Source organism: Lysobacter sp. (assembly GCF_035655815.1).
Classification (GTDB): domain Bacteria; phylum Pseudomonadota; class Gammaproteobacteria; order Xanthomonadales; family Xanthomonadaceae; genus Lysobacter_J.
Map to the genome: position 1 here is coordinate 1 of NZ_DASRTS010000034.1, position 22,796 is coordinate 22,796.

The window sequence follows — 22,796 nt, forward strand, 5'->3', positions numbered from 1 at the left end:
CCACCTTGACGTGTTCCAGGAACTCGGCGGAATCGCCGGTCTGGCTCTGGATGTCCAGCAGCGACTGCAGCCAGCGATGGGTGCGCTTCTGCAAGTCGTTGAGCGTGACGTCGTCTTCCTTGTACAGCCAGTGCGAAGCCACGCCTTCTTCGGCCACGTGGTCCATTTCGCGGGTGCGGAACTGGAATTCCACGGGGGTGCCGTAGGGGCCGATCAGGGTGGTGTGCAGGGACTGGTAGCCATTGACCTTGGGGATGGCGATGTAGTCCTTGAACTTGCCCGGCACCGGGCGGTAGAGCTGGTGCAGCGTGCCCAGGGCCAGGTAGCATTCGGGCAGCGTATGCACGATGACCCGGAAACCGTAGATGTCCAGCACGTCCGAGAAGGACTTCTTCTGTTCGACCATCTTGCAGAAGATGCTGTAGAGGGATTTCTCGCGGCCGGAGATCTCCGCCTCGATGCAGGCGGCCGGCAGGGCGATCTTGACCGCGTCGGTGATCTTGCCCAGCACCTCGCGGCGATTGCCGCGCGCCGCCATCAGGGCCTTGTGCAGCACCTTGTAGCGATTGGGATACATGGCCTTGAAACAGCGGTCCTGCAGTTCGCGGAACAGCGTGTTCAGGCCCAGGCGATGGGCGATGGGCGCGTAGATGTCCAGGGTTTCCTGGGCCACGCGGCGGCGCTTTTCCGGCTTGACCGCGTCCAGCGTGCGCATATTGTGCAGGCGGTCGGCCAGCTTGATCAGGATGACGCGCAGGTCGCGCGACATCGCCAGCAGCATCTTGCGGAAGCTCTCCGCCGCCGCCTCCTGCCGGTCGCGGAACTGCAGCTTGTCCAGCTTGGTGACGCCATCCACCAGCTCGGCCACCGTTTCGCCGAACTCGCTGGCCAGGCCTTCGCGCGTCAGCGGGGTGTCCTCGATCGTGTCGTGCAGGATCGCGGCGATCAGCGTTTCCATGTCCAGTCCCTGGTCGGCCAGCACCTTGGCCACCGCGACGGGATGGGTGATGTACGGCTCGCCCGACTTGCGCGTCTGCCCGGCGTGCGCCGCCGCGCCGATCGCCCAGGCGCGGCGCAGCTGGAGGCGCTGCTCCTGCGGTAGGTAATCGGCGGCCTGTTCCAGCTCGCGCACGTAATCGGGCACGTCGGCGTCGTCGAGGACGGGCGCGACGGCGGGCAGCGCGACAGCGGAGATCGGCGCGGATTGCGGGGGACTCATGGTGGGAATCTAAGCGCGGTGCGACATGCCGTGCAATGCGCGCGCGTGCATCGGCTGAATAGGGCCAGCCTATGGGCGGGTCGAATGCGGGTGTCTGGTGATGGCCGGCGTGTCCGGGTCACGTGAAGGTGGAGCCGGTGACGCACTTCCACCTTGGCTCGAAGCGCGTCGGACGGCACCCACGGATTCCCTACCGGGCTGCGCCAATCGAGCCGGATCCAAACGAAAACGGCCCCGCCAAGGCGGGGCCGTCGTGGCGCCACAGGGGCGCTCGATGCGTCGGGGGATCAGTCGTCGCCCTTGGACATGTCGTCGTCGGCCACGACTTCGGCCGCGGCCCACTCCAGCGCCTCGCGCTCCTTGCGCTCGCGCTCGGACTTCTCGACGGCGTCGATGTAGTCGGTGTCGATGCGGCGCGCGGCGATCTCGCGCAGCGCCAGCACCGTCGGCTTGTCGTTGGACTCGCTGTTGTCCAGCTGCGGCTCGACGCCGTTGGCCAGCTGGCGGGCGCGCTTGGCGGCCATCATGACGAGTTCGAAGCGGTTATCGACCACTTCCAGGCAATCTTCAACGGTGATGCGGGCCATGGGGCTCCTGGCGGCCGGCGGGCCGTCCATACAGGCTTTGAGGGACCGCAGAGTGTAGCGGCCTGCCCTGCCAAGAGCAAGTGTGGCCTTAGGAATCAGTCAGTTAGGGGCAGCGATACCGTAGGAGCCAGCTTGCTGGCGACATTTGCCCATCCCGAGCGGCGGTCGCCAGCAAGCTGGCTCCTACGGATGACCTGCCTGGCTACGGATGCCCTGTCCGGCTCAGGACGTCGGATCGTCCACCAGCAGCGCCGTGATCAGGCGCGAATGGCGGGCCACCTGCTGGTCGCGGCGGACCCGGCTGGCCAGGAAGATCGCGCACATCTCGTCCACGGCAGTCTCGAAGTGCTCGTTGACGATGACGAAGTCGAACTCGCCGTAATGCGACATCTCTTCGCGGGCGGCCGCCAGGCGCTGCGCGATCACGTCCTCGCTGTCCTGCCCGCGGTTGCGCATGCGCTGCTCCAGCGCCTGCCGCGACGGCGGCAGGATGAAGACGCTCACCGCGTCGGGCACCTTCTCGCGCACCTGGCGCGCACCCTGCCAGTCGATCTCCAGCAGCACGTCCTTGCCCGAGGCCAGTTGTGGCTCGACCGACTGACGCGCGGTGCCCTTCCAGTCGCCGTGCACCAGCGCGTGCTCGAAGAAATCGCCCGCGGCGACCATCGCCTCGAACTCCCGCGCGCTGACGAAGTGGTAGTGCTCGGCGTGCCGCTCGCCCGGTCGCGGCTGGCGCGAGGTGAACGAGATGGACAGGCAGATGTTGGGATCGCGCGCCAGCACGGCGTTGACGATGCTGGATTTACCGGCACCGGACGGGGCAGCGACGATGAAGAGGGTTCCGCGCATGATCGGGAATCGGGATTCGGGAATGGAGAATCGGAAAGCGCGAGGGTGGGAACGGTCGGGGCGCTTTCGCGATTCCCGATTCTCCATTCCCCATTCCCGCTACTCGATGTTCTGGATCTGCTCGCGGACCTGGTCGATCAGCACCTTCAGCTCCACCGCAGCGGCCGAACTGCGCGCATCGACCGACTTGGAGCCGAGCGTGTTGGCTTCGCGGTTGAATTCCTGCAGCAGGAAATCGAGGCGCCGCCCCACGGCTTCCTTCAGTTTCAGCACGCGCCGCGCCTCGCTGACGTGCGCATCGAGACGGTCGAGCTCCTCGTCCACATCCAGCTTCTGCAGCCACAGGACCAACTCCTGCTCGAGCCGGCCGTTGTCCATGGGCTGGGCGAGATCGGCCAGGCGCGTTTCCAGCTTGGTGCGCTGGCCGGCGCGGATCGTCGGCATCAGCGTGCGCACGTCGGCGGCGATCGCGGCGATGCCGTCGATGCGCTCGTTGATCACGGCGGCGAGCTTGGCGCCTTCGCGCTCGCGCGCACGAACGAATTCGTCGAGCACTTCGTCCAGCAGCTCCAGCGCCATCGCCTGAAGTTCGGCCGGATCGCTGGCCGGGCCCTGCAGAACGCCGGGGAACTGCAGCAGCTCGGTCAGCTCGGTGCGCAGGCGCGGGAAGCGCGATTCCAGGTCGAGCGCCAGTTCGCTCAGCTCGCGCAGGCGCGCGGGGTTGAGTTGCAGCGCGCCCTCGCCTTCCGGCGCACGCAACCGCAGCGTCAGGTCCATCTTGCCGCGCGACACGCGCGAGGCCACACGCTCGCGCAGGGCCGGTTCCAGCGCGCGCAGATCGTCGGGCAGGCGCACGCCCAGTTCGAGGAAACGATGGTTGACCGAGCGGAGCTCGCAACCGAGCGTGCCCCAGGGAGTGGCGCGTTCACCGCTGGCGAACGCGGTCATGCTGCGGATCATGCGGAAGTCCAACGTCGGCACGCGGGGCCGACAGGGGGCGAATGGTAAACTCGCGCGCCCTCAAATCGGTAATTCGGCCCATGTCCGGCTCGCCTGTCGCCCCTTCCGCCGGATCCCCGGCCACCGTCGCCCGCCCCAGCGGGCGCGCCCCGGCGCAGATGCGCGAGGTCCGCATCGAGCGCGGCTACACCCGCCACGCCGAAGGCTCCGTGCTGATCAGCTTCGGCGAAACCCGCGTGCTGTGCACGGCCAGCATCGACAACAAGGTGCCGCCGTTCCTGCGCGGCAAGGGCGAAGGCTGGGTCACCGCCGAGTACGGCATGCTGCCGCGCGCCACCCATTCGCGCAGCGACCGCGAGGCCTCGCGCGGCAAGCAGGGTGGCCGCACGCTGGAGATCCAGCGACTGATCGGCCGCTCGCTGCGCGCCTGCGTCGACCGCAAGCTGCTGGGCGAGCGCACCATCACGCTCGATTGCGACGTGCTGCAGGCCGACGGCGGCACGCGCACCGCTGCCATTACCGGCGCCTACGTGGCACTGGTCGATGCGGTGCGCTGGCTGCAGGCGCGACGCGAGATCACACGCGATCCGATCTTCGGTGCGGTCGCGGCGGTGTCCGTGGGCATCTACCGCGGCGGACCGGTGCTGGATCTGGATTACGCCGAGGACAGCGCCTGCGACACCGACATGAACGTCGTGATGAACGATGGCGGTGGCTTCATCGAATTGCAGGGCACGGCCGAAGGACATGCGTTCCGCCGCGAGGAACTGGACGCCATGACCGCGCTGGCGCAGGCCGGCATCGACGAACTGATCGCCCGCCAGCGCGACGCGCTCGCGGGCTGAGGCATGAAGCGGTTCCTCGCCAGCGTCACCCTGGTCGTGGCCGACTACGACGAGGCCATCGCGTTCTACCGCGACGCGCTCGGCTTCGATCTGCTGGAAGACACCGACCTCGGCGGTGGCAAGCGCTGGGTGCGCGTGGCGCCGAAGGGCGCGGAAACTGCGCTACTGCTGGCACAGGCAGACGGCGAAGCACAGCGCGCGAGCGTCGGCCGGCAGACCGGCGGACGCGTGGGTTTCTTCCTGCACACCGACGATTTCGCTCGCGACCACGCGACGATGCAGGCCAAGGGCGTGCGCTTCCTCGAAGCGCCGCGCCATGAGTCTTACGGCACGGTCGCCGTGTTCGAAGACCTGTACGGCAACCGCTGGGACCTGTTGGAGCCCAAGGCATGAACTGGCCGACGCGGTGGGTCATCGCCAGCAGCAACCGCGGCAAGCTGCGCGAGTTCAGCGAGCTGCTGGGCGATAGCGGCATCGAGTTCGTCACGCAGGGCGAGATGGGCGTGTCCGACGCCGACGAGACCGGCCTGACCTTCGTGGAGAACGCGCTGCTCAAGGCCCGCAAGGCCGCTCGCGCGACCGGCCTGCCGGCGCTTGGCGACGACTCGGGCCTGTGCGTGGATGCGCTGGGCGGTGCCCCCGGCCTGTATTCGGCGCGCTACGCCGGCGAGCATGGCAACGCGCAGGCCAACATCGACAAGCTACTGGACGCACTGAAGGACGTTCCCGACGCGGAGCGTACCGCGCACTTCTACGCAGTGATCGTGCTGCTGCGCTACGCCGAGGATCCGCAACCGCTGATCGCTGAGGGCGTCTGGCACGGCCGCGTGCTGCACGAGCGACGCGGCGAGGGCGGCTTCGGCTACGACCCGGTGTTCCTCGATCCCGAACAGGGCTTCTCGGCGGCTGAACTCGATTCCGCGCTGAAGAACCGCATCAGCCATCGAGGGCGGGCGCTGGCGGAGCTGCGCCGGCGGCTGGATCTTGGCTGATTCCTTACGACCTGGACGCGGACGACGCAGAAGACGCTGAGGCACGCAGACAAGGCGTACGCTCAATAGGCGATGCATTCGGGCTCAGCGATGTGCCATGCGTGGCCCGCAAGCCCCATCCTGATCCGCGATCATCTGCGTCCTCCTGCGTCCATCCGCTTCTGCACCCTTCGTGTCATAAGCAGTCCGAAATCCCGATGCTCACCACGCCGCCCCTCTCGCTCTACGTCCATCTGCCCTGGTGCGTGCGCAAATGTCCGTATTGCGACTTCAACTCGCACGAAGGCCGCGGCGCGCTGCCGTTCGACGCCTACGTGGATGCATTGCTGGCGGACCTGGATTTCGACCTGCCGCTGGTATGGGGCCGCACGGTGCACTCGGTGTTCTTCGGCGGCGGCACGCCCAGCCTGTTCCCGCCCGAGCACATCGACCGCTTCCTGCAGGGCGCCAGCAGCCGGCTGCGCTTCGCACCCGGTTGCGAAGTGACGCTGGAAACCAATCCCGGCACCGCCGAGCACGGCCGCTTCGAGCTGTATCGCGCCGCCGGGGTGAACCGGCTCAGCTTCGGCATCCAGAGCTTCGACGACGAATGCCTCAAGCGCCTGGGCCGCATCCACGACAGTGCCGAGGCGCAGGCCGCGGTGAAGCTGGCGCAGGATGCGGGCCTGGACAACATCAATCTCGATTTGATGTACGCGCTGCCCGGCCAGTCGCTGGCGATGGCGGAGCACGACCTCGAACGCGCCTTCGCGCTGCAGCCGGCGCACGTCAGCCATTACCAGCTGACCCTGGAACCCAACACGGTCTTCGCCGCGCGGCCGCCGCGCGACATTCCCGACGACGAACTCAGCTGGGACATGCAGGAGCATTGCCAGGCCATGCTGGCGGGTGCGGGCTATGCGCAGTACGAAGTGAGTGCGTACGCACGCCCCGGCCGGCAGTGCGTGCACAACCTCAACTACTGGCAGTACGGCGATTACCTGGGCATCGGCGCCGGCGCGCACGGCAAGATCACGCTGGGCGCCGAGCAGACCATCCTGCGTCGCTGGAAGGTCAAGCATCCCACCCAGTATCTGGCGCGAGCCGGTCACGCCGAAGCCATCGGCGGCGATGACCGCATCGATCCCGCGCGCCGTCCTTTCGAGTACATGCTCAATGCACTGCGATTGGTCGACGGCTTTTCGCTGTCGGCGTTCGAAGCGCGTACGGGACTCGACCGGAGCACGATCGCGCCGCAGCTGGACGAGGCGTGCGCGCGCGGATGGCTGCAGCGCGATGGCGACCGCGTGCGCCCGACCGAACTCGGCCGCCGCTTCACCAACGACGTGGTCGAGCTGTTCCTGGGCGAGGAACTTGCAGCGCAGCATGGAGTAGCCGGCTACACGAACCTCTGATCGCCGCGGGCGCGACGTTTGTCCGCAAGACAACCGCACGACGCGCCGGCCATGGCCTCCGGCCGGCCCGCGATACGTTGGAAGGTGTGGTCGCCCGCTGAGGGACCGCTGGTGCCGCGAGGCTGGCGGGGCGAGGATGGGTCGATGCATGATCACGCTATCGACACGGTGGATCCCGCATGTCAGCAACGTTCGAACCCTTGGGAAGTTCGATCCCTCGTCCTACCCTGGCCTCTGCGCCGCTGCCCCATCGGGTGCGGCGCGTGCTGGAGCACCTGTACGCGCTCATTTCGGACGAGATGTCGCGACAGCTGGAACACATGCTGGGTGAGTTCGAGCAGCAGTTGTTCAAGCACGCCGATCAGGCACGCAACCCGGCCCAGCAGGCGAGCCATCTCGAGACCCTGCGCACCACGCGCCTCAACCGCGCCGACCTGGTGCCGCGTTACCTGGCGCTGGTCGAGAGCGCGCTGACCACCATCCGCGAACCGGCGCCGGTCACCGAAACGCCGGGCGCGCCGCCCGCGTTTCGCGATCTTCGCCTGGTCGAGCACAACGAAGCCGACGAGGCGGTCCTGCTGCGCACGATCGCCGCGCGCCAGGAATCGCGCGCCAGCCTGCCGCTGCTCCTGCTGGGCCAGCGCTTCGGCGTGCTGGCCGGCGCACCCGCATTCGACGCCGAGCGCCTGCCGGTCGGGCCGTACGCACTGGCGCGCATCCTGTCGGAGGCCGCGCACGCTCTGCAGATCAGCCCGGAAGCGCGGCTGCAGCTGTACAAGGTCTACGACCACGCGGTGATGACCGGCTATGCGCAGTTGGTCGAGACCATGAACGCGCTGCTGGCGCGCGAGAACGTGCTGCCCAGCCTGTCGTTCGTGCCGATCCGGCCACGGCCCGCAGCGCGCGAGCAGGCGCCGCGGCGCGAGCGCGAACCGGCCGATGCATGGCAGGAGCGCCAGCAGCCGATGACCGGCTGGCCCGGCCAGGCGGAGCCCGACCGCGCCGGCATGGCGCTGGACGAGGAAGCGTTCGGCCTGCTGCAGCAACTGCTGTCCACGCGCCGCGAACTGATGGGCAAGCTGCGCACCGGTGCCGACGGCGAAGCGGTGCGCCCGACGTTGTCGCGCGAGGACCTGCGCTCCGCGCTGGGCGCGCTGCAATCGCTGCCCGCGCACAAGCCCGCGCCGCGCAACCTCACCGACGTGCGCCACACCCTGCTCGCGCAGGCGCGCCAGCAGCGCGGCGAGGCCACGTTCCTCGCGCGCGAGGACAGCGACGCCTTCGAACTGATGGAGCTGTTCTACACCGAGATCGGCCGCGAACTGCGCACCGATCCGGCGGTTTCCAACCTGCTGCACCGGCTGCAGGTGCCGCTGGTGCGGCTGGCGATCGAGGACCGCGGCTTCTTCGTCCGCAACGAGCACCCAGCGCGGCAACTGCTCAATGCCGTGGCGGAGGCCGGTGCGCACTGGCTGCCCAAGGACGATCACGACCCGCAGCTCAATGACCAGCTGCGACGTGCCGTGGATCACGTCGTGGAGCATTACGACGGCGACGCCGGTGTGTTCGAGTCGGCCAATCGCCAGCTGCAGGAGCACCTGCGCTCGATGGCGCGCAAGGCGGAAGTCGCCGAACGTCGCCACATCGAAGCCGCGCGCGGCAAGGAGAAACTGCTGCTGGCCAAGCGCCAGGCCGCGGAAGCGATCGAGACAGTGGTCGGCGAGCAGAAGCTGCCGAAGTTCGTGCATACGCTGCTGTCGCAGGCCTGGACGGACGTGCTCACGCTCACCCTGCTGCGCGGCGGCGACGATTCCGACGAGTGGCAGCGGCAGATCGATGCAACGCGCGCGATCGTGGAAGCCAACTCCGGCGGCCAGCGCGGGCCGGTCGCGGACGCGGTCGGCGAGGACATCGAATCGGCGCTGACGCAGGTCGGCTATCACGTGGAGGACGCCGGCGCGATCGCGCGGCAACTGGTGGCCGGCGCGACCAGCGAGGACGCCGCATCGCGCACCGAGCTGGCGCTCAAGCTCAAGGCCCGCACGCGCCTGGGCACCGAGGAGACGCCGCCCATCGAAGCGCAACCGACCGCCCGCACGCCGCAGGAACAGGAATGCTGGCGCCATCTGCGCGCGCTGCCGTTCGGTACCTGGTTCGAATTCGACCTGGCCGGGACGGGCGAAGTGGTCCGCCGTCGCCTGTCCTGGTTCAGCCCGGTCACCGACAACGCGCTGTTCGTCAACCAGCGCGGCCAGCGCGTGGGCGAGCTGTCGCTCGACAGTCTCGCGCGGCAGCTGGCGGCCGGCAGCGCCCGCATCGTCACCGTCGAGAAGAGCCGCTTGGTCGACCGCGCATGGAGCGCCGTGATGAACGCTCTCGGCCACCTGGTCGGCAACAACGCTCCGTCCGAGGCACACGCATGAACGAGGAATTCCGCCGCGCGCGCCGCCGCACCGTGCACGAGCCGGTGCAGGTGGTGGACACCATGACCGACACGGTGATCGGCCAGCTCAGCAACCTGTCGGAAAGCGGCATGCTGCTGATCGCCACCGTGCCGCTGGTCGAGGACGCGCTGTACCAGCTGCGCTTCAACCTGCGCGGCACGCCGCACCAGAGCTCCCCGATCGAGGTCGGCGCGCACCTGCTCTGGCAGGACAAGACCAGCACGCCCGGGCAGACGTGGTCGGGCTTCCGTTTCATCAGCATGCTGGAGAGCGAGTTGCAGCAGCTGCGCCAGTGGCTGGATACGGGCCACCTGCACCCGGCCTGAGCCGCGCTCCCGACCGTCGCCGGCCGGACCGGCACAGGACCTTGTGGGGCTTTGCGGCAGAATAGGCGGCACTCCGCATCCTCGCATACGAATGAGCACTGTCGCCGCGCTGTACCCGCAACACCTTGCCGAACTGCAACGCCGCACCGAGCAGGCCCTCGCCCGCGGCGGCTTCGACCACCTCGTCGTGCCCAGCGGCACGCTGCACTACCAGGTGTTCGACGACCGCGACTATCCCTACGCGGTCAACCCGCAATTCAAGGCCTGGCTGCCGCTGACGCGCGCACCGGGCAGCTGGCTGATCGTCACGCCGGGGCAGAAGCCCAAACTGGTATTCCTGCAGCCGTTCGACTACTGGCACGTGGTGCCGTCGGCGCCGAGCGGTTACTGGGTCGACCACTTCGACATCGTGGTGATCCGCACCGCCGACGAGGCGCGCCAGCACCTGCCCGACGCGGCGCGCAGCGCGATCCTCGGCGAGCCGCAGAGCGCGCTGGGCGACTACGCGCCGAACAACCCGCCGGCCGTTGTGAACTACCTTGAGTTCCACCGCGCCTACAAGACCGCGTACGAGATCGAGATGATGCGGCAGGCCACGCGCATCGGCGTGCGCGCGCATCGCGCGGCCGAGCGTGCGTTCCGCGCCGGCGCGAGCGAGTTCGGCATCCACCTGGTGTATTGCCAAGCCGCCGCGCAGGATGCCAACGACCTGCCGTACAACAACATCATCGCGCTCAACGAACACGGCGCCGTGCTGCACTACACCGAGCGCGACCGCCTGCCGCCGGGCGAGCTGCGCAGCTTCCTGATCGACGCCGGCGCCAGCCATGACGGCTACGCCTGCGACATCACGCGCACGTACGCGGCCGATGCCGGCAGCGAGTTCCAGGCGATGATCGACGCAGTCGACGCGGCGCAGCGCGCGATGTGCGACCAGGTGCGTGCCGGCCCCGACTACAGGCAGATCCACGTCGACGCGCACCTCGCACTGGCTGGCATCCTGCGCGACTTCGGCGTGATCCGCGTGTCGCCTGAGGCCGCGCTGGCCACGGGCGTCAGCAGCGCGTTCTTCCCGCACGGCATCGGCCACGGCATCGGCCTGCAGGTCCACGACGTGGCCGGCTTCGCTGCGTCCGACGACGGCGGCACCATCGCGAAGCCGGAAGGCCATCCGTACCTGCGCCTCACCCGTGAGCTCGGCGCCGGCATGGCAGTGACCATCGAACCCGGCGTGTACTTCATCGACATGCTGCTGGACGAGGTGAAGAAGAACGGCCACGCCGACAGCATCGACTGGACGCGCGTGGAGACGTTCAAGCCGTTCGGCGGCATCCGCATCGAGGACGACGTGGTGTGCACCGAAGGCGAGCCGATCAACCTCACCCGCGAAGGCTTCGCCGAAGCCGCCTGATCGATCCCGCATGATGAACGCCGCGGTGGGCTCGTGCCTGCCGCGGCGTTTTCGTTTCGCTAGTCGTTTCCACTAGCATCGGCGCGTTGCCGCGAGAGTTCCCATGCCGTTCGATCGTCGCGCATTCATCGTCACCGTCGCATCGGGCGCGCTCGCCACGACGCTGCCCGGCCTCGCCACTCCCACGGGAAACACGTCCATGTACGGACTGATCGGAAAGATGCTGGCCACGCCGGGCCAGCGCGATGCGCTCATCTCGATCCTGCTGGAGGGCATCCACGACATGCCGGGATGCCTGAGCTACGTGGTCGCGCGCGACCTCGCCGACGAGAACGCCATCTGGATCACCGAAGTCTGGGACGACGAGGCCAGCCACAAGGCATCGCTTTCGTTGCCGTCGGTGCGGCAGGCCATCACGAAGGCCAAACCGCTGATCGCCGGATTCGGCGACCACGTGAAGACCGCGCCGGCCGGCGGCCACGGCCTGCCGAAGTAAGCCTCAGGCGCGCGTGCGCGCCATCAGCGCCTCGATCTCCTCCGCGCTTCGCGCCAGCCGCTGCGTCAGCACCTGCGGCTCGTCGGCGGTCACCAGCACGTCGTCCTCGGTGCGGATGCCGATGCCGCGCCACTTCGCGTCGACGCTGGCGTCGTCGGGCGAGATGTACACGCCCGGTTCGATGGTGAACACCATGCCGGGCTCGAGCAGGCGTGACTCGCCGTCGATGCGGTATTCGCCCACGTCGTGCACGTCCAGCCCGAGCCAGTGCCCGGTCTTGTGCCGGTAGAAGCGTTTGTAGCTGCCATCGGCCAGGTTCTTTTCCAGCTTTCCGCGCAGCAGGCCCAGCCGCAGTAGTCCTTCGGTGAGCGTTTCCACCGCCGCCACGTGGCCGGCCTCGTAGGGCACGCCGGGGCGGGCCTGTTCGAGCGCCGCGGCCTGCGCCTGGCCGACCAGGTCGTGCAGTGCCCGCTGTTCCTTGCTGAAGCGGCCGTTCACCGGGAACGTGCGGGTGATGTCCGCCGCGTAGCCGCGATACTCGGCGCCCGCATCGATGAGGACCAGCTCGCTGTCCTTCGCCTGCGCGCTGTTGGCGCGGTAGTGCAGGACGCAGCCGTTGGCGCCCGCGCCGACGATGCTGTTGTAGGCGGGCTCGGCCTGGTGGGCGCGGAACACGCGCTCGACTTCGGCCTGCAGTTCGTACTCGTGCACGCCCGGACGCGCGGCACGCATGGCCGCTTCGTGCGCGAGCACGCTGATGTCCGCGGCGCGCTGCATCAGGCGCAGTTCGTCGCGATCCTTGAACAGCCGCAACTCGTCGAGCAGATGGCCCAGTTCCAGGAACTCGTGCGGCGGCTGCGCGCCCTGGCGCACCATCGCGCGCACGCGGTTGAGCCAGCCGATCAGCTTGAGGTCGAACTCCTGGTCGCGGCCGAAGTGGTAGTACACGCGCGATCGACCTTCGAGCAGGCCGGGCAGGATGTCGTCGAGGTCGGAGATGGGGTAAGCATCGTCCAGGCCGAACGCTTCCACCGCGCCTTCGGGGCCATGACGCGGGCCGTCCCAGCTTTCGCGCTCGGGATCGCGCTCGCGGCAGAACAGGATCACCTCGCCATGCTTGCGGCCGGGCACCAGCACCAGCACCGCTTCGGGCTCCGGAAAGCCGGTGAGGTACAGCAGGTCCGAGTCCTGCCGATACGGGTAATGCGTGTCGCGGCTGCGGATGCGTTCCGGCGCCGCGGGCAACACCAGGATCGCGTCGTCGCCGGCCATGCGCATCAACTGGCGGCGGCGGCGGGCGTAGGCCTTGGCAGGAATGGTGAGGGGTTTGTGCATCCGCTTCTTGCTCGTCATTCCCGCGAAGGCGGAAATCCATGGACGTTGCTTTTCCGGCAGGTGCTTGCGGCCTCGATCCGCCTGCGCCGGGATGACGCATCGGCAAAGCCGCCTGCGGCGGGAGTGGCCGGCTGCGTCAGTTGAGTTTCTGGCGATGCTGCGCGGCGAGCACGCAGTCCCCGTGCAGCAGCAGCACCGCCACGCGCACGAATTCCTCGATTTCAACCAGCGCTTCTTCGTCTTCCTCGTCGCCGTCGCTCTGCGCCTGCGCCGCCGCCAGCTTGGCCAGGTCGGTCAGTGCTTCGCTGCCTTCGTCGGACAGCTTCGGGCGCGCGCCCGTCGCCAGGCCGAAACCGCCGAGAAAGCCGCGGCACCACTCGAATAGCGCGCCGCTGCGTTCGGCCAGCGAGGCATCGGCATCGGGCAGCAGCAGCGCGAAATCGAAGCTGCGATCGGACAGCTGCGCCGCGCTCGCCAGCCGCAGCTGGTCCAGCGGGCCGTTGGGCGCCGGCGTCGGAAGCTGGTCGTCGGCCAGCACCCTGGCCGGCCATTCACGCACCGACGCGCCGCCGCCGGCCAGCCAGCCGCACAGGCCGCCGTGGAGTTCGAAGGGCGATGCGGAAAGCGCCAACTGGCGGCTCTCGGCCTCGATCGAGGACAGGTCGGGCAGTTCGATTTCGGACACGGGCGTGGATGCGGGGGATTGCCGGCAGTGTAGCAACCTGCGGGTTGTTGCCAGCGCGTATACGTGGCCTACACTGCGCTCTGCCGCACCCAGCCATGGATGTCCGTGCGTCCGCACAAGCTCCCCTTCCTTTCCTTCGCCCGGCTCGCCGGCCCGGTCCTCGCGCTCTGTGCGATGGTGGCGTCTCCGGCTTCCGCGGCGACCCGCGACTACTACTTCTCGCGGCTGGGCAGCGATCGCGGGCTGACGCAGAACACCGTCACCGCGCTCGCGCAGGATCCGGAAGGCTACGTCTGGGTCGCCACCCAGGGCGGCCTGCACCGCTACGACGGACAGCGCTACCTGCCCTACCGTCACAACCCCCGCGATGCCGCCAGCCTGCCCGACAGCAACATCACGGCGATGGCGCTGGACGGCGCGAGCGCGCTCTGGGTGGGCACCTACTCCGAATACCTGAGCCGCCTCGACCTGGCCAGTGGCCAGATCCGGCGCTACGAAGCGTCCGCGCCCAGCCACCCGCATCGCCAGGTCATGGCCGTGCTGCCGCACCGCGGCAGGGTTTGGGTCGGCACCGTCGCCGGCCTGGAGCGGCTCGACCCTGAAACCGGCAAGCGCGACACCGTGCTGCCGCTGGAAAGCGAAGTCATCGGCAATGCCGGCCGACAGAGCCTGCTGGCCGCACGCGACGGCACGGCCTGGTACGGCAGCCCGCGTGGCCTGTACCGCTTGGACGGCGGCTCGCCCGACCTCGTCGGCCCGCTGGCGGCCGTGATGAGCCTGTTCCAGGATCACGCCGGGCAGATCTGGCTAGGCCGTCGCGACGGCCTGTTCCGGGTCCACAGCAACGGACGCGAACTGGTCCGCGTCTGGCCCCAGGCGCCGGTGGACGAAGCGATGGTCCCGGCCGTGCGCGCGATCACGCAGGCGCCCGACCGCAAGCTGTGGTTCTCGGTGTACGGCTATGGCCTGCGCCGCCTCGATCCGGCGACCGGCCAGGTCGAGGACGTGCGCGAGGAGCCGGCCATCGACGCCAGCCTGCCGGACGATTCGGTCAACGCATTGATGACCGACCGCGGCGGCATGCTGTGGGTCGGCGGGCAGTTCCGCGGCGTCGCGGTCGCCGACCCGCGCGGCAGCCGGTTCCAGTACGTGTTCGATCTCGACCAGCCTCGCCGCTCGGACAACCCGGCTTCCGCCAGCAGCATCCGCGCGGTCGCGCAGGACGGCGACGGCGCGTTGTGGATCGGCACCGACAACGCGCGCCTGCTGCGCTACGAACCGTCGCAGGACCGTTTCGACGACCTCACCGCGGTGCTCGCCGACGGTGGCCGCGCGCCGCATGTCACCGGATTCGCGCCGGCAGACGCCGCGGGCCTGTGGCTGTCGACCGATGCCGGCCTGTACCGCCTCGATCCGCAATCGCGGCAGGCGCGTCACACACCCTTGCCCGGGCTGGACCGCACGCCGCTGCGCACGCTGAGCAAGGGCCGCGACGGCGCCCTCTGGATCGGCAGCCACGGCTACGGCGCCTACCGCTACGAGCCCGCGACCGGCCAGCTGAAGCACTTCCCGTATCGCGAGAACGACGCCAGCGGCCTGAGCTACCCCGTCGTGCATGCGATCGCAGAGGATCGCCACGGCCATGTGTGGTTCGGCACCGGCGACGGCCTGGACGTGCTCGATCCGGCGACCGGACGCCTGCGGCATTTCCGCCACCACAACGACGATCCCGACAGCCTGCCCGGCAACCGCGTGCGTGCACTCCACGTGGCGCATGACGGCTCGCTGTGGATCGGCACGCACGCCGGTCTGAGCCGCGTGGTCGAGGAAGCCGGCGGGCGGATCCGGTTCGCGCATCCGCTGGCCGACGCGCTGAGCAGCCAGCAGGTGCCGGTGGTGTTCGCCATCGCGGAAGGTCCGGCGGGCCGGCTGTGGCTGAGCACGCAGGCCGGCATCCTCAGCTACGACATCCGCGGCGAACGCACGCGCCGCTACGGCTTGGCCGATGGTCTGCAGGACCTCGAATTCCACGGTGGCTCGGTGGCCCAGCTCCGTGATGGCCGCATCGCCTTCGGCGGCGTGCGCGGGCTCAACCTGTTCGATCCGGCGCACATGCCGGACACGGCGTACACCGCGCCGCTGCGACTGCTGGGCGCGTGGGTCGGCGGCCACGCGACCGCCGATCCGCGCTCGCTGTGGAAGCCCGCCCGTCTGGACCTGGACGAAGGCGCGGGACTGCTGCGCCTGCGCGTGGGCGCGCTGGATTTCGCGCCGACCGCCGGTATCCGCTATCGCTACCGCATGGACGGATTCGATCGCGACTGGATCGACAACGGCACCCAGCAGGACATCACCTACACGCGCCTGCCGTTCGGCCGCTACACCTTCCTCGCCCAGGCCACCAACCGCGACGGCGAGTGGAACACGCAGACGCTGGAGATTCCGGTGCACGTGGCGCCGCCGCTGTGGCGCCATCCGCTGGTGATCGCCGCCGGCGTGCTCGCGCTGCTGGGCCTTGCGACCGCGCTGGCGTGGCGTCGCCATCAGGATCGCCGCCGCGAACGCGGATACTTCGCGCAGATCCGCGAGCGCGACGAACGCCTGAAGCTGGCCCTGTGGGCATCGGGCGAGCAGTTCTGGGACTACGACCTGCAGCGCCGCGTGCTGCGCCGCACGCGCGCCGACGACCAGGCCGGCCTCACGCCGGAGTTGGGTGTGGAGACGCTGGTCGACACCAACCTGCAGATCCATCCGGACGACATTCCGCACGCGGTCGCCAAGCTCAAGCGCCACCTGCGCGGCGAAACACCGTTGTACCTGTCCGAACACCGCGTGCGCGACACCGACGGCAAATGGGTCTGGATGCGCGCGCGCGGGCGCGTGGTGGAACGCGACGCCAGCGGCCGCGCACTGCGCGTGGCCGGCACGGCGCGCGACATCACGGCGGTGCGCAGCGCCGAGCGCGACCGCCGAATCGCCGGCCAGGTGCTCAACAGCATGATTGAGGCCGTCGCGGTGTTCGATCGCGAGTTCCGATTCGTCTCGGTCAATCCCGCCTTCACCCGTATGACCGGTTACGACGACGCGGAAGTGATCGGCCGGCCTACACGCCTGCTCGACAGCGACCAGCACGATCCCGCGTTCTACCAGCACGTGCGTGGCGAACTGCGCCGCAACGGCCGCTGGTCGGGCGAGATCTGGCAGCAGCGCAAGAACGGCGACGAGTTCCTGTGCTGGTTCCAGGCCAGCGAAGTGCTCGACGCCGGCGGACAGCAGGGCCATTACGTGGCGGTGCTGGGCGACATCACCGACCAGAAACGCGCGGAGCAGGAGCTGCGTTACCTCGCCAACTACGACACGCTCACCAGCCTGCCCAATCGCGCGCTGCTGTCCGAGCGCCTGTCGCGCGCCATTGTCAAGGCACGCCGGCAGAACAGCCGCATCGCGATGCTGTTCCTCGACCTGGACCGCTTCAAGGACATCAACGATTCGCTCGGCCACGCGGCGGGCGACCGCATCCTGCGCGCGGCCGCGATCCGCCTGCAGCACGCGGTGGGGTCGCAGCACACCGTCGCGCGCCTGGGCGGCGACGAGTTCACCGTGGTGCTGGAGAACCTGGAAAGCGTCGAGCAGGCCGAGCAGGTCGCACGTGACGTGCTCGCCGCCTTCGAGGCACCGCTGGATCTGGATCAGCGTCACGACGTGGTGATTTCGCCGTCCATCGGCATCAGCCTGTATCCGGATCACGCGCTGGTGCCGACCGACCTGCTCAAACATGCCGACACCGCGATGTACCAGGCGAAGGCCGCGGGTCGTCGCACCTTTATGCGCTACACCGAGGCGATGGACGTGGAGATCCGTGGCCGCGCCACCATTTCGGCCGCGCTGCGTGGCGTGCTCGACCGCAACGAACTGCGCCTGGTGTTCCAGCCCAAGCTGTCGCTGGACCATTCGGGCATCACCGGCGTGGAAGCGCTGCTGCGCTGGACCAGTCCGGAACTGGGCGACATCTCGCCGGCGCAGTTCATCCCGCTGGCGGAAGAAAGCGGCCTCATCCTCGACATCGGCGAATGGGCATTGCGCGAGGCGTGCAGCGTGCTCAAGCGCTGGCGCCTCAACGGCCTGGACCAGCTCACGATGGCGGTGAACGTGTCGTCGCTGCAGCTGCTGCGCGGCAACCTGCCCAAGCAGGTCGCGCGTGCATTGGTCGAAAGCGGCGTGCCGCCAGAGATGCTGCAGCTGGAACTCACCGAAAGCGTGATCATGGCCAACGCCGGGCAGACGTCGGCCACGCTCGATGCGCTGCGCTCGCTCGGCGTCGGGCTGGCGATCGACGACTTCGGCACCGGCTATTCGTCGCTGGCCTACCTCAAGCGCCTGCCCATCAACACGCTGAAGATCGACAAGGAATTCATCGGCGACCTGACCCGCGATGCCGACGACGAGGCCATCACCACCACGGTGATCGCCATGGCGCACTCGCTCGGACTGACGGTGATCGCCGAAGGCGTGGAGACCGAGGCGCAGATGCAGTTCCTGCGCGGACGCGGCTGCGACGAAATCCAAGGCTACTGGCTGTCCAGGCCGCTGGAAGCAGCCAGCTGCCTGTCGTTCATCCGGGCCTGGATGCCGCACGCCGTTCCCACCGGCGCCGGGGCCGTCGGCACGGTTTCCTGACCGCGAGCGCGGCCGGGCCGGCGCTCCCGGCCGCGCCCTTGACCGGCAACGGCTCCCTGCTATCGTGCCCGCCATGGAACACGCCGAACTCCTCGCCCGACTGCAGTCCCTGGCCGACCGTGTCGAGCAGCTGGCCGAGCGCGCGCGTCGCCTCGGCGAGGAGAACCGCAGCCTTCGCCAGCAGCAGGAACAGCTGATGAGCGAGCGCTCCGCGCTGCTGTCCAAGAACGAGCAGGCACGCACCCGGGTCGAGGCGATGATCGCCCGGCTGAAATCGCTGGAACAGCACACGTGAGCATGCAATGAGCAGCACCAGCGAAGTGGTCAGCATCCGCCTGCTCGACCGCGAATACACCGTCGGTTGCGAGCCCGGAGAACGCGAGAGCCTGCTCGCGGCGGCCAAGCTGCTCGACGGCAAGATGCGTGAAATCCGCGGCAACAACCGCATGGCGGCGCTCGATCGCGTCGCGGTTCTCGCTGCGCTGAACCTGGCGCACGACCTGCAGCAGCTTCGCGACGAACACTCCTCGCGTGATCGCGAACTCTCGCGCACGCTGAACGATCTGCATCGCCGCCTCGACGATCTTTTCGACGCGCCTGCACGCTGAATTCGCAGCCGATTCGTGATGCAAAGCGCATCGGCGATGGTGCACTGAACCGTTCCATTCCCGTGCCGACGAGCGGGCACACGCCATAGGGTGCTCGCGCTATACTGCGCGCACGTCCTCTGCTGTGCGCGACAGCGTGCGCAAACATTCGCCTTGTCCCTTAATGACGACCACGGGGGCGCGGCGGAAGCCCGGAGTGCAGGTCCGCCTCGTAGCGGGAAGCCCGAAGGCATCCAAGCGTCCCCACTTGAACCCCGGGTTCAAGGTCGTTTCGCAAGCATCGCCATTGGCGGAGGACTTCCATCTCACGGTCGCGGTCGAAAGACCGCACCCTGGTTCGGGCGCGGATTCGCGCCCGAACTTTTTACGCCCGATCCACCGCCCGGCGAACACCGCCGCAGCACAGGACTTCGCGCCGCATGACGGCTGACCGCACGGCGCTTCGCCGTGAACTCCGCAACCGCCGACGCGCCCTTCCGGCCAGCCAGCGCATCGCCGCAGCCGAACAGCTCGCGCAGCGCCTGCTCGCGCTGACATTCGCGCCGTCGTCAGGTTACGTCGCCGGCTACTGGGCCACCGACGGCGAAATCGCCCTTCACGTCTGGCAACTGCGCCTGCCCGCCGACTGCATCTACTGTCTGCCGGTGCTCCACGAGGACGGCCGGCTGCGCTTCGCGCCTTGGCGCCCGGGCGATCCGCTGGTCAGCAATCGTCACGGCATTCCCGAACCCGACATCGCACCGACCTCGCTGCTGGAGCCGGAGGACATGGCGCTGGTCGTGGCTCCGCTGGTGGGCTTCGACGCAAGCGGCCATCGTATCGGCATGGGCGGCGGCTGGTACGACCGCAGCTTCGCCTTCCGCCAGCGACGCGCTGCGCCTCCCTGGCTCGTGGGCGCCGCGTTCGACGCGCAGCGTGTCGACGCGCTCGAATGCTCCGACTGGGATGTCGCGCTGGACGCGGTGTGCACCGAATCGACCACGCTGGACTGCAGCAGGACCCTCGCATGAGCGCTCGCCGTCGTTACTGGCTGATGAAGACCGAGCCGGACACCTTTTCCATCGACGATCTGGAACGCGTGCGCACCGAGCCGTGGAACGGCGTGCGCAATTACCAGGCGCGCAACTTCATGCGCAACGGCATGCAGGTCGGCGACGGCGTGCTGTTCTACCACTCCAACACCGACGTGCCCGGCATCGTCGGCACTGCGACGGTCGCCAGCAAGGCCTACCCCGACGAGACACAGTTCGATCCGAAGTCGGACTACTACGATCCCAAGAGCACGCGCGAGGAACCGCGCTGGTATCTTGTCGACGTCGCGTTCGAGCGCAAACTCGGACGCACGATCAGCCTGGACGAAATCAAGCAGCATGCCGACAAGCTCGGCGAGGATTTCGCGCTGATCCGGCGCGGCAATCGCCTGTCCGTGCTGCCGGTATCGTCGGCGCAGTGGAAGTATCTGCTGTCGCTCGAGTAAAGCTGCCTCGCACCCAACTCATTCCCAAGCCAATCGAACGACATGTCCGAAGCCAAGCGTCTAGCCGCAGAAAAAGCCATTGAGTATGTCGAGGACGGCATGATCGTCGGCGTCGGCACCGGTTCCACCGTCGCGTATTTCATCGATGCGCTCGGCCGCATGAGCGATCGCATCAAGGGCGCCGTATCCAGTTCCGACCAGAGTACGCAACGGCTGCGCGCGCTCGGCATCGAAGTGCTCGATCTCAACGCCACAGGCCCGTTGTCGCTGTACGTCGATGGCGCCGACGAGTGCGATCCGCACAAGCGGCTGATCAAGGGCGGCGGCGCCGCTCTGACTCGCGAGAAGATCATCGCCGAGGCCAGCGCGAAGTTCGTCTGCATCATCGATCCCAGCAAGCGCGTCGACGTCCTGGGCAGGTTCCCGCTTCCGGTGGAAGTCATTCCGATGGCCCGCAGCCTGGTGGCGCGCGAGATCCAGGCCATGACGCGCGCGCAACCGGTGTGGCGCCAGACCGCCGACGGCGCCGGCGTGGTCACCGACAACGGCAACGCGATCCTGGACATCCACGGGCTCTCCATCGTCGATCCAGTCGGCCTGGAGCAGGCGATCAACCAGATCCCGGGCGTGGTCAGCGTCGGCCTGTTCGCGCGCCGGCCAGCAGACGTGGTGATCGTCGGCGGCGAACCGCCCTTGGTGTTCTGAATGGCGACCGGTCTCAGCAGCTGAGACACAGCGCAAACACAATCGCATCGCATGCGCCGCAGCGACCGGGCGGCGCGACACTGTGAGCTCCGAGTGGGCTCGGCCGTCCGATGACTCTGCGCTGCCTTTTCGTCGACTTCAATTCGTACTTCGCGTCCGTCGAGCAGTACGACGATCCCACGTTGCTGAGCCGCGCGGTCGCCGTGGTGCCGGTGATGTCGGCCACCACCTGCTGCATCGCGGCGAGCTACGAGGCCAAGGCGTTTGGGGTGAAGACCGGCGCTCCGGTGTGGGAGGCGCTGGAACTGTGTCCCGATCTGGTGCTGCGCGAGGCGCGTCCGGCCCGTTACGTCGACATGCATCACCGGCTGATGGCGGCGATCGAGGACTGCATTCCGCACGGCAAGGCCGAATCGATCGACGAGGTGCCTTGCTGGCTGATCGGCCGTGAGCGCCAGCGCGACAACGCCGAAGCCATTGCGCACAGCATCAAGCGGAAGCTGGCCGCGGAAGGGTTCAGTCCGGCCATCCGCTGTTCGATCGGCATCGCGCCCAACCGATTTCTGGCCAAGACCGCCTCGGACATGCACAAGCCTGACGGCCTGACCGTGATCGAGCAGCACGATCTGCCGCACAAGCTGCACGGCTTGGAGCTGCGCGATTTCTGCGGCATCGGCCCGGCCGTCGAGGAACGCCTGCGACTTGCGGGCATCCACACCGCCGAGCAACTTTGCGCCGCCTCGCGGCAACGTCTGCGCACGGCTTGGGGCAGCATCGAGGGCGAACGCTACTGGCTGCAGTTGCAGGGGCATGAGTTGCCCGGCCGCGTCGAACGGCGCAGCTCACTCGGCCATTCGCACGTGCTGGGCCCGGAGCTGCGCAGCTTCGAGGGCGCGCGCGCCGTGCTCTTCAAGCTGCTCGCCAAGGCCGCGATGCGCCTGCGCCGCGAAAGGTTCCTCGCCGGCGGCCTATCGCTGCGGATCCGCTTTGTCGGCCTGGAGCGACGGTTCGAGCGTGACATCGCGTTTGCCCCCTTGGACGACACCCCGGCGCTGCTCAACCTGCTGGGCGAACAACTTTCGCCGCTCGAAGCGGCAGGTCGCAAAGGGCGGTGGCGCGCCCATCGCAATCCCCCGCTGTCCGTGGCCGTGACACTGGTCAATCTTGAGCCTGCGGGCAGCATCACGCATGAACTGCTCGCCTCACGCGGTCGCGCCAAGGCCGTCAGCGCCGCGCTCGATTCGATCAACCAGCGCTACGGCAACAACACGCTCTACTTTGGCGCGATGCAGGAAGCCCTCGCGCAGGATGCCGCGCCGATGCGCATTCCGTTCTCGACCATCCCCCAGACGGAAACCGAGGAGGACGTCGGCACCCGCCGGCAGCCGGTTGACCATGGCGAAGAACTTTGGCTCCAGCGCGAACGCCAGTTCAAGGTGATGGCGGAACTGGCGCACCGGAAAGCGCAAGGGCGTGGCGAGCGCAGGCCGACGCGGACACCGCAGACCTTCGGGGCCGGCGGCTGGACGCGTGGCGCGGCTGCGGAAGATTCGCAGGATGGCACTGATGCGCCGCCGTCCCTTTTCTGACCGAAGCAGGGCACGTCTGATCGATCTGTGTGTCGCGCGTTGCACCAGGTCGGGTCCACGGAACGTGCGGCCACATGCACATTTCATCGTCCGCACCGGGCGACTTCGCTTGCACGGTATCGGATCGCGACGCCCCGCCGCGACCGCAAACCTGGCGCTGGGTTTTCGCCCACGCCAAAGAAGAAGCCCGGTCCTAG

The 22,796-nt window shown here is 68.4% G+C and carries 21 protein-coding genes and 1 other RNA gene; 16 read left to right on the plus strand and 6 right to left on the minus strand.

What is annotated here, in order from left to right:
* The 4 genes from VFE83_RS09280 to VFE83_RS09295 form a co-directional block, all read right to left on the minus strand.
* A partial coding sequence (locus VFE83_RS09280; protein ID WP_324905360.1) for a RelA/SpoT family protein occupies window positions 1-1,219 on the minus strand: 1,219 nt, incomplete at its 3' end.
* Between the two features lie 287 nt (window positions 1,220-1,506).
* Complete coding sequence (rpoZ, locus tag VFE83_RS09285; protein ID WP_324905362.1) at window positions 1,507-1,806, minus strand: DNA-directed RNA polymerase subunit omega; 300 nt, start codon at window positions 1,804-1,806, stop codon at window positions 1,507-1,509.
* Window positions 1,807-2,028: 222 nt separating this feature from the next.
* Window positions 2,029-2,655 (minus strand): guanylate kinase, encoded by a 627-nt coding sequence (gene gmk / locus VFE83_RS09290; protein ID WP_324905364.1) that lies wholly within the window; start codon window positions 2,653-2,655, stop codon window positions 2,029-2,031.
* 99 nt (window positions 2,656-2,754) lie between these two features.
* On the minus strand, window positions 2,755-3,615 hold the full coding sequence (locus tag VFE83_RS09295; RefSeq protein WP_324905366.1) for a YicC/YloC family endoribonuclease: 861 nt from the start codon (window positions 3,613-3,615) through the stop codon (window positions 2,755-2,757).
* Window positions 3,616-3,695: 80 nt separating this feature from the next.
* Between VFE83_RS09295 and rph the strand changes: the two genes are divergently transcribed.
* The 8 genes from rph (at window position 3,696) to VFE83_RS09335 (ending at window position 11,523) form a co-directional block, all read left to right on the plus strand.
* Complete coding sequence (gene rph, locus VFE83_RS09300) at window positions 3,696-4,460, plus strand: ribonuclease PH (protein ID WP_324905368.1); 765 nt, start codon at window positions 3,696-3,698, stop codon at window positions 4,458-4,460.
* A gap of 3 nt (window positions 4,461-4,463) precedes the next feature.
* The gene (locus VFE83_RS09305; protein WP_324905370.1) at window positions 4,464-4,853 is read left to right on the plus strand and encodes a VOC family protein; all 390 of its coding nucleotides are present in this window, start codon (window positions 4,464-4,466) and stop codon (window positions 4,851-4,853) included.
* A complete protein-coding gene (rdgB, locus tag VFE83_RS09310) occupies window positions 4,850-5,452 on the plus strand; it encodes an RdgB/HAM1 family non-canonical purine NTP pyrophosphatase (RefSeq protein WP_324905372.1) in 603 nt (200 codons plus the stop codon). The genes VFE83_RS09305 and rdgB overlap by 4 nt, the downstream gene beginning before the upstream one ends.
* Before the next feature lie 191 nt (window positions 5,453-5,643).
* The gene (hemW, locus tag VFE83_RS09315) at window positions 5,644-6,846 is read left to right on the plus strand and encodes a radical SAM family heme chaperone HemW (RefSeq protein ID WP_324905398.1); all 1,203 of its coding nucleotides are present in this window, start codon (window positions 5,644-5,646) and stop codon (window positions 6,844-6,846) included.
* A gap of 179 nt (window positions 6,847-7,025) precedes the next feature.
* On the plus strand, window positions 7,026-9,269 hold the full coding sequence (locus tag VFE83_RS09320) for a DUF1631 domain-containing protein (RefSeq protein ID WP_324905375.1): 2,244 nt from the start codon (window positions 7,026-7,028) through the stop codon (window positions 9,267-9,269).
* The gene (locus VFE83_RS09325) at window positions 9,266-9,616 is read left to right on the plus strand and encodes a PilZ domain-containing protein (RefSeq protein ID WP_324905377.1); all 351 of its coding nucleotides are present in this window, start codon (window positions 9,266-9,268) and stop codon (window positions 9,614-9,616) included. Before VFE83_RS09320 ends, VFE83_RS09325 begins: the two co-directional genes overlap by 4 nt.
* Before the next feature lie 91 nt (window positions 9,617-9,707).
* Window positions 9,708-11,027: a Xaa-Pro dipeptidase gene (pepQ, locus tag VFE83_RS09330; RefSeq protein ID WP_324905379.1), complete on the plus strand. Its 1,320-nt coding sequence runs from the start codon at window positions 9,708-9,710 to the stop codon at window positions 11,025-11,027.
* 103 nt (window positions 11,028-11,130) lie between these two features.
* Complete coding sequence (locus VFE83_RS09335; protein WP_324905381.1) at window positions 11,131-11,523, plus strand: putative quinol monooxygenase; 393 nt, start codon at window positions 11,131-11,133, stop codon at window positions 11,521-11,523.
* A gap of 3 nt (window positions 11,524-11,526) precedes the next feature.
* On the opposite strand, the gene VFE83_RS09340 is transcribed toward VFE83_RS09335, so the two are convergent.
* Both VFE83_RS09340 and VFE83_RS09345 read right to left on the minus strand, forming a co-directional pair.
* Complete coding sequence (locus VFE83_RS09340; RefSeq protein WP_324905383.1) at window positions 11,527-12,858, minus strand: aminopeptidase P N-terminal domain-containing protein; 1,332 nt, start codon at window positions 12,856-12,858, stop codon at window positions 11,527-11,529.
* Window positions 12,859-12,994: 136 nt separating this feature from the next.
* Complete coding sequence (locus VFE83_RS09345) at window positions 12,995-13,534, minus strand: UPF0149 family protein (protein ID WP_324905400.1); 540 nt, start codon at window positions 13,532-13,534, stop codon at window positions 12,995-12,997.
* Window positions 13,535-13,642: 108 nt separating this feature from the next.
* Here VFE83_RS09345 and VFE83_RS09350 point away from each other — a divergent pair, with 108 nt between their 5' ends.
* The 8 genes from VFE83_RS09350 to VFE83_RS09385 all read left to right on the plus strand — a co-directional run bounded on the left by VFE83_RS09350 (window position 13,643) and on the right by VFE83_RS09385 (window position 22,599).
* Window positions 13,643-18,220, plus strand: a complete 4,578-nt coding sequence (locus VFE83_RS09350) for an EAL domain-containing protein (RefSeq protein ID WP_324905385.1) — start codon at window positions 13,643-13,645, stop codon at window positions 18,218-18,220.
* A gap of 73 nt (window positions 18,221-18,293) precedes the next feature.
* Entirely contained in the window at window positions 18,294-18,515 is a 222-nt protein-coding gene (locus VFE83_RS09355) for a TIGR02449 family protein (protein WP_324905387.1), read from the plus strand.
* Between the two features lie 7 nt (window positions 18,516-18,522).
* Window positions 18,523-18,828, plus strand: coding sequence for a cell division protein ZapA (locus tag VFE83_RS09360; protein ID WP_324905389.1), 306 nt, complete (start codon window positions 18,523-18,525; stop codon window positions 18,826-18,828).
* Window positions 18,829-18,941: 113 nt separating this feature from the next.
* Window positions 18,942-19,128: non-coding RNA, 6S RNA (gene ssrS, locus VFE83_RS09365), on the plus strand.
* A gap of 119 nt (window positions 19,129-19,247) precedes the next feature.
* The gene (locus VFE83_RS09370) at window positions 19,248-19,838 is read left to right on the plus strand and encodes a 5-formyltetrahydrofolate cyclo-ligase (RefSeq protein ID WP_324905391.1); all 591 of its coding nucleotides are present in this window, start codon (window positions 19,248-19,250) and stop codon (window positions 19,836-19,838) included.
* Window positions 19,835-20,305: an EVE domain-containing protein gene (locus VFE83_RS09375; protein ID WP_324905393.1), complete on the plus strand. Its 471-nt coding sequence runs from the start codon at window positions 19,835-19,837 to the stop codon at window positions 20,303-20,305. The genes VFE83_RS09370 and VFE83_RS09375 overlap by 4 nt, the downstream gene beginning before the upstream one ends.
* 42 nt (window positions 20,306-20,347) lie before the next feature.
* Window positions 20,348-21,010 (plus strand): ribose-5-phosphate isomerase RpiA, encoded by a 663-nt coding sequence (gene rpiA / locus VFE83_RS09380; RefSeq protein WP_324905394.1) that lies wholly within the window; start codon window positions 20,348-20,350, stop codon window positions 21,008-21,010.
* Between the two features lie 110 nt (window positions 21,011-21,120).
* On the plus strand, window positions 21,121-22,599 hold the full coding sequence (locus tag VFE83_RS09385; RefSeq protein WP_324905396.1) for a hypothetical protein: 1,479 nt from the start codon (window positions 21,121-21,123) through the stop codon (window positions 22,597-22,599).
* Window positions 22,600-22,796 lie beyond the last annotated feature (197 nt).

Coding starts and splice junctions, on each gene's coding strand:
- VFE83_RS09305 (WP_324905370.1), top strand. CDS start 4,464: ATGAAGCGGTTCCTCGCCAGCGTCACCCTGGTCGTGGCCGACTACGAC.
- rpiA (WP_324905394.1), top strand. CDS start 20,348: ATGTCCGAAGCCAAGCGTCTAGCCGCAGAAAAAGCCATTGAGTATGTC.
- VFE83_RS09355 (WP_324905387.1), top strand. CDS start 18,294: ATGGAACACGCCGAACTCCTCGCCCGACTGCAGTCCCTGGCCGACCGT.
- VFE83_RS09340 (WP_324905383.1), bottom strand. CDS start 12,858: ATGCACAAACCCCTCACCATTCCTGCCAAGGCCTACGCCCGCCGCCGC.
- gmk (WP_324905364.1), bottom strand. CDS start 2,655: ATGCGCGGAACCCTCTTCATCGTCGCTGCCCCGTCCGGTGCCGGTAAA.
- VFE83_RS09320 (WP_324905375.1), top strand. CDS start 7,026: ATGTCAGCAACGTTCGAACCCTTGGGAAGTTCGATCCCTCGTCCTACC.
- rpoZ (WP_324905362.1), bottom strand. CDS start 1,806: ATGGCCCGCATCACCGTTGAAGATTGCCTGGAAGTGGTCGATAACCGC.
- VFE83_RS09335 (WP_324905381.1), top strand. CDS start 11,131: ATGCCGTTCGATCGTCGCGCATTCATCGTCACCGTCGCATCGGGCGCG.
- pepQ (WP_324905379.1), top strand. CDS start 9,708: ATGAGCACTGTCGCCGCGCTGTACCCGCAACACCTTGCCGAACTGCAA.
- rdgB (WP_324905372.1), top strand. CDS start 4,850: ATGAACTGGCCGACGCGGTGGGTCATCGCCAGCAGCAACCGCGGCAAG.
- VFE83_RS09295 (WP_324905366.1), bottom strand. CDS start 3,615: ATGATCCGCAGCATGACCGCGTTCGCCAGCGGTGAACGCGCCACTCCC.
- VFE83_RS09370 (WP_324905391.1), top strand. CDS start 19,248: ATGACGGCTGACCGCACGGCGCTTCGCCGTGAACTCCGCAACCGCCGA.
- rph (WP_324905368.1), top strand. CDS start 3,696: ATGTCCGGCTCGCCTGTCGCCCCTTCCGCCGGATCCCCGGCCACCGTC.
- VFE83_RS09350 (WP_324905385.1), top strand. CDS start 13,643: ATGTCCGTGCGTCCGCACAAGCTCCCCTTCCTTTCCTTCGCCCGGCTC.
- VFE83_RS09375 (WP_324905393.1), top strand. CDS start 19,835: ATGAGCGCTCGCCGTCGTTACTGGCTGATGAAGACCGAGCCGGACACC.
- VFE83_RS09360 (WP_324905389.1), top strand. CDS start 18,523: ATGAGCAGCACCAGCGAAGTGGTCAGCATCCGCCTGCTCGACCGCGAA.
- VFE83_RS09325 (WP_324905377.1), top strand. CDS start 9,266: ATGAACGAGGAATTCCGCCGCGCGCGCCGCCGCACCGTGCACGAGCCG.
- VFE83_RS09385 (WP_324905396.1), top strand. CDS start 21,121: ATGACTCTGCGCTGCCTTTTCGTCGACTTCAATTCGTACTTCGCGTCC.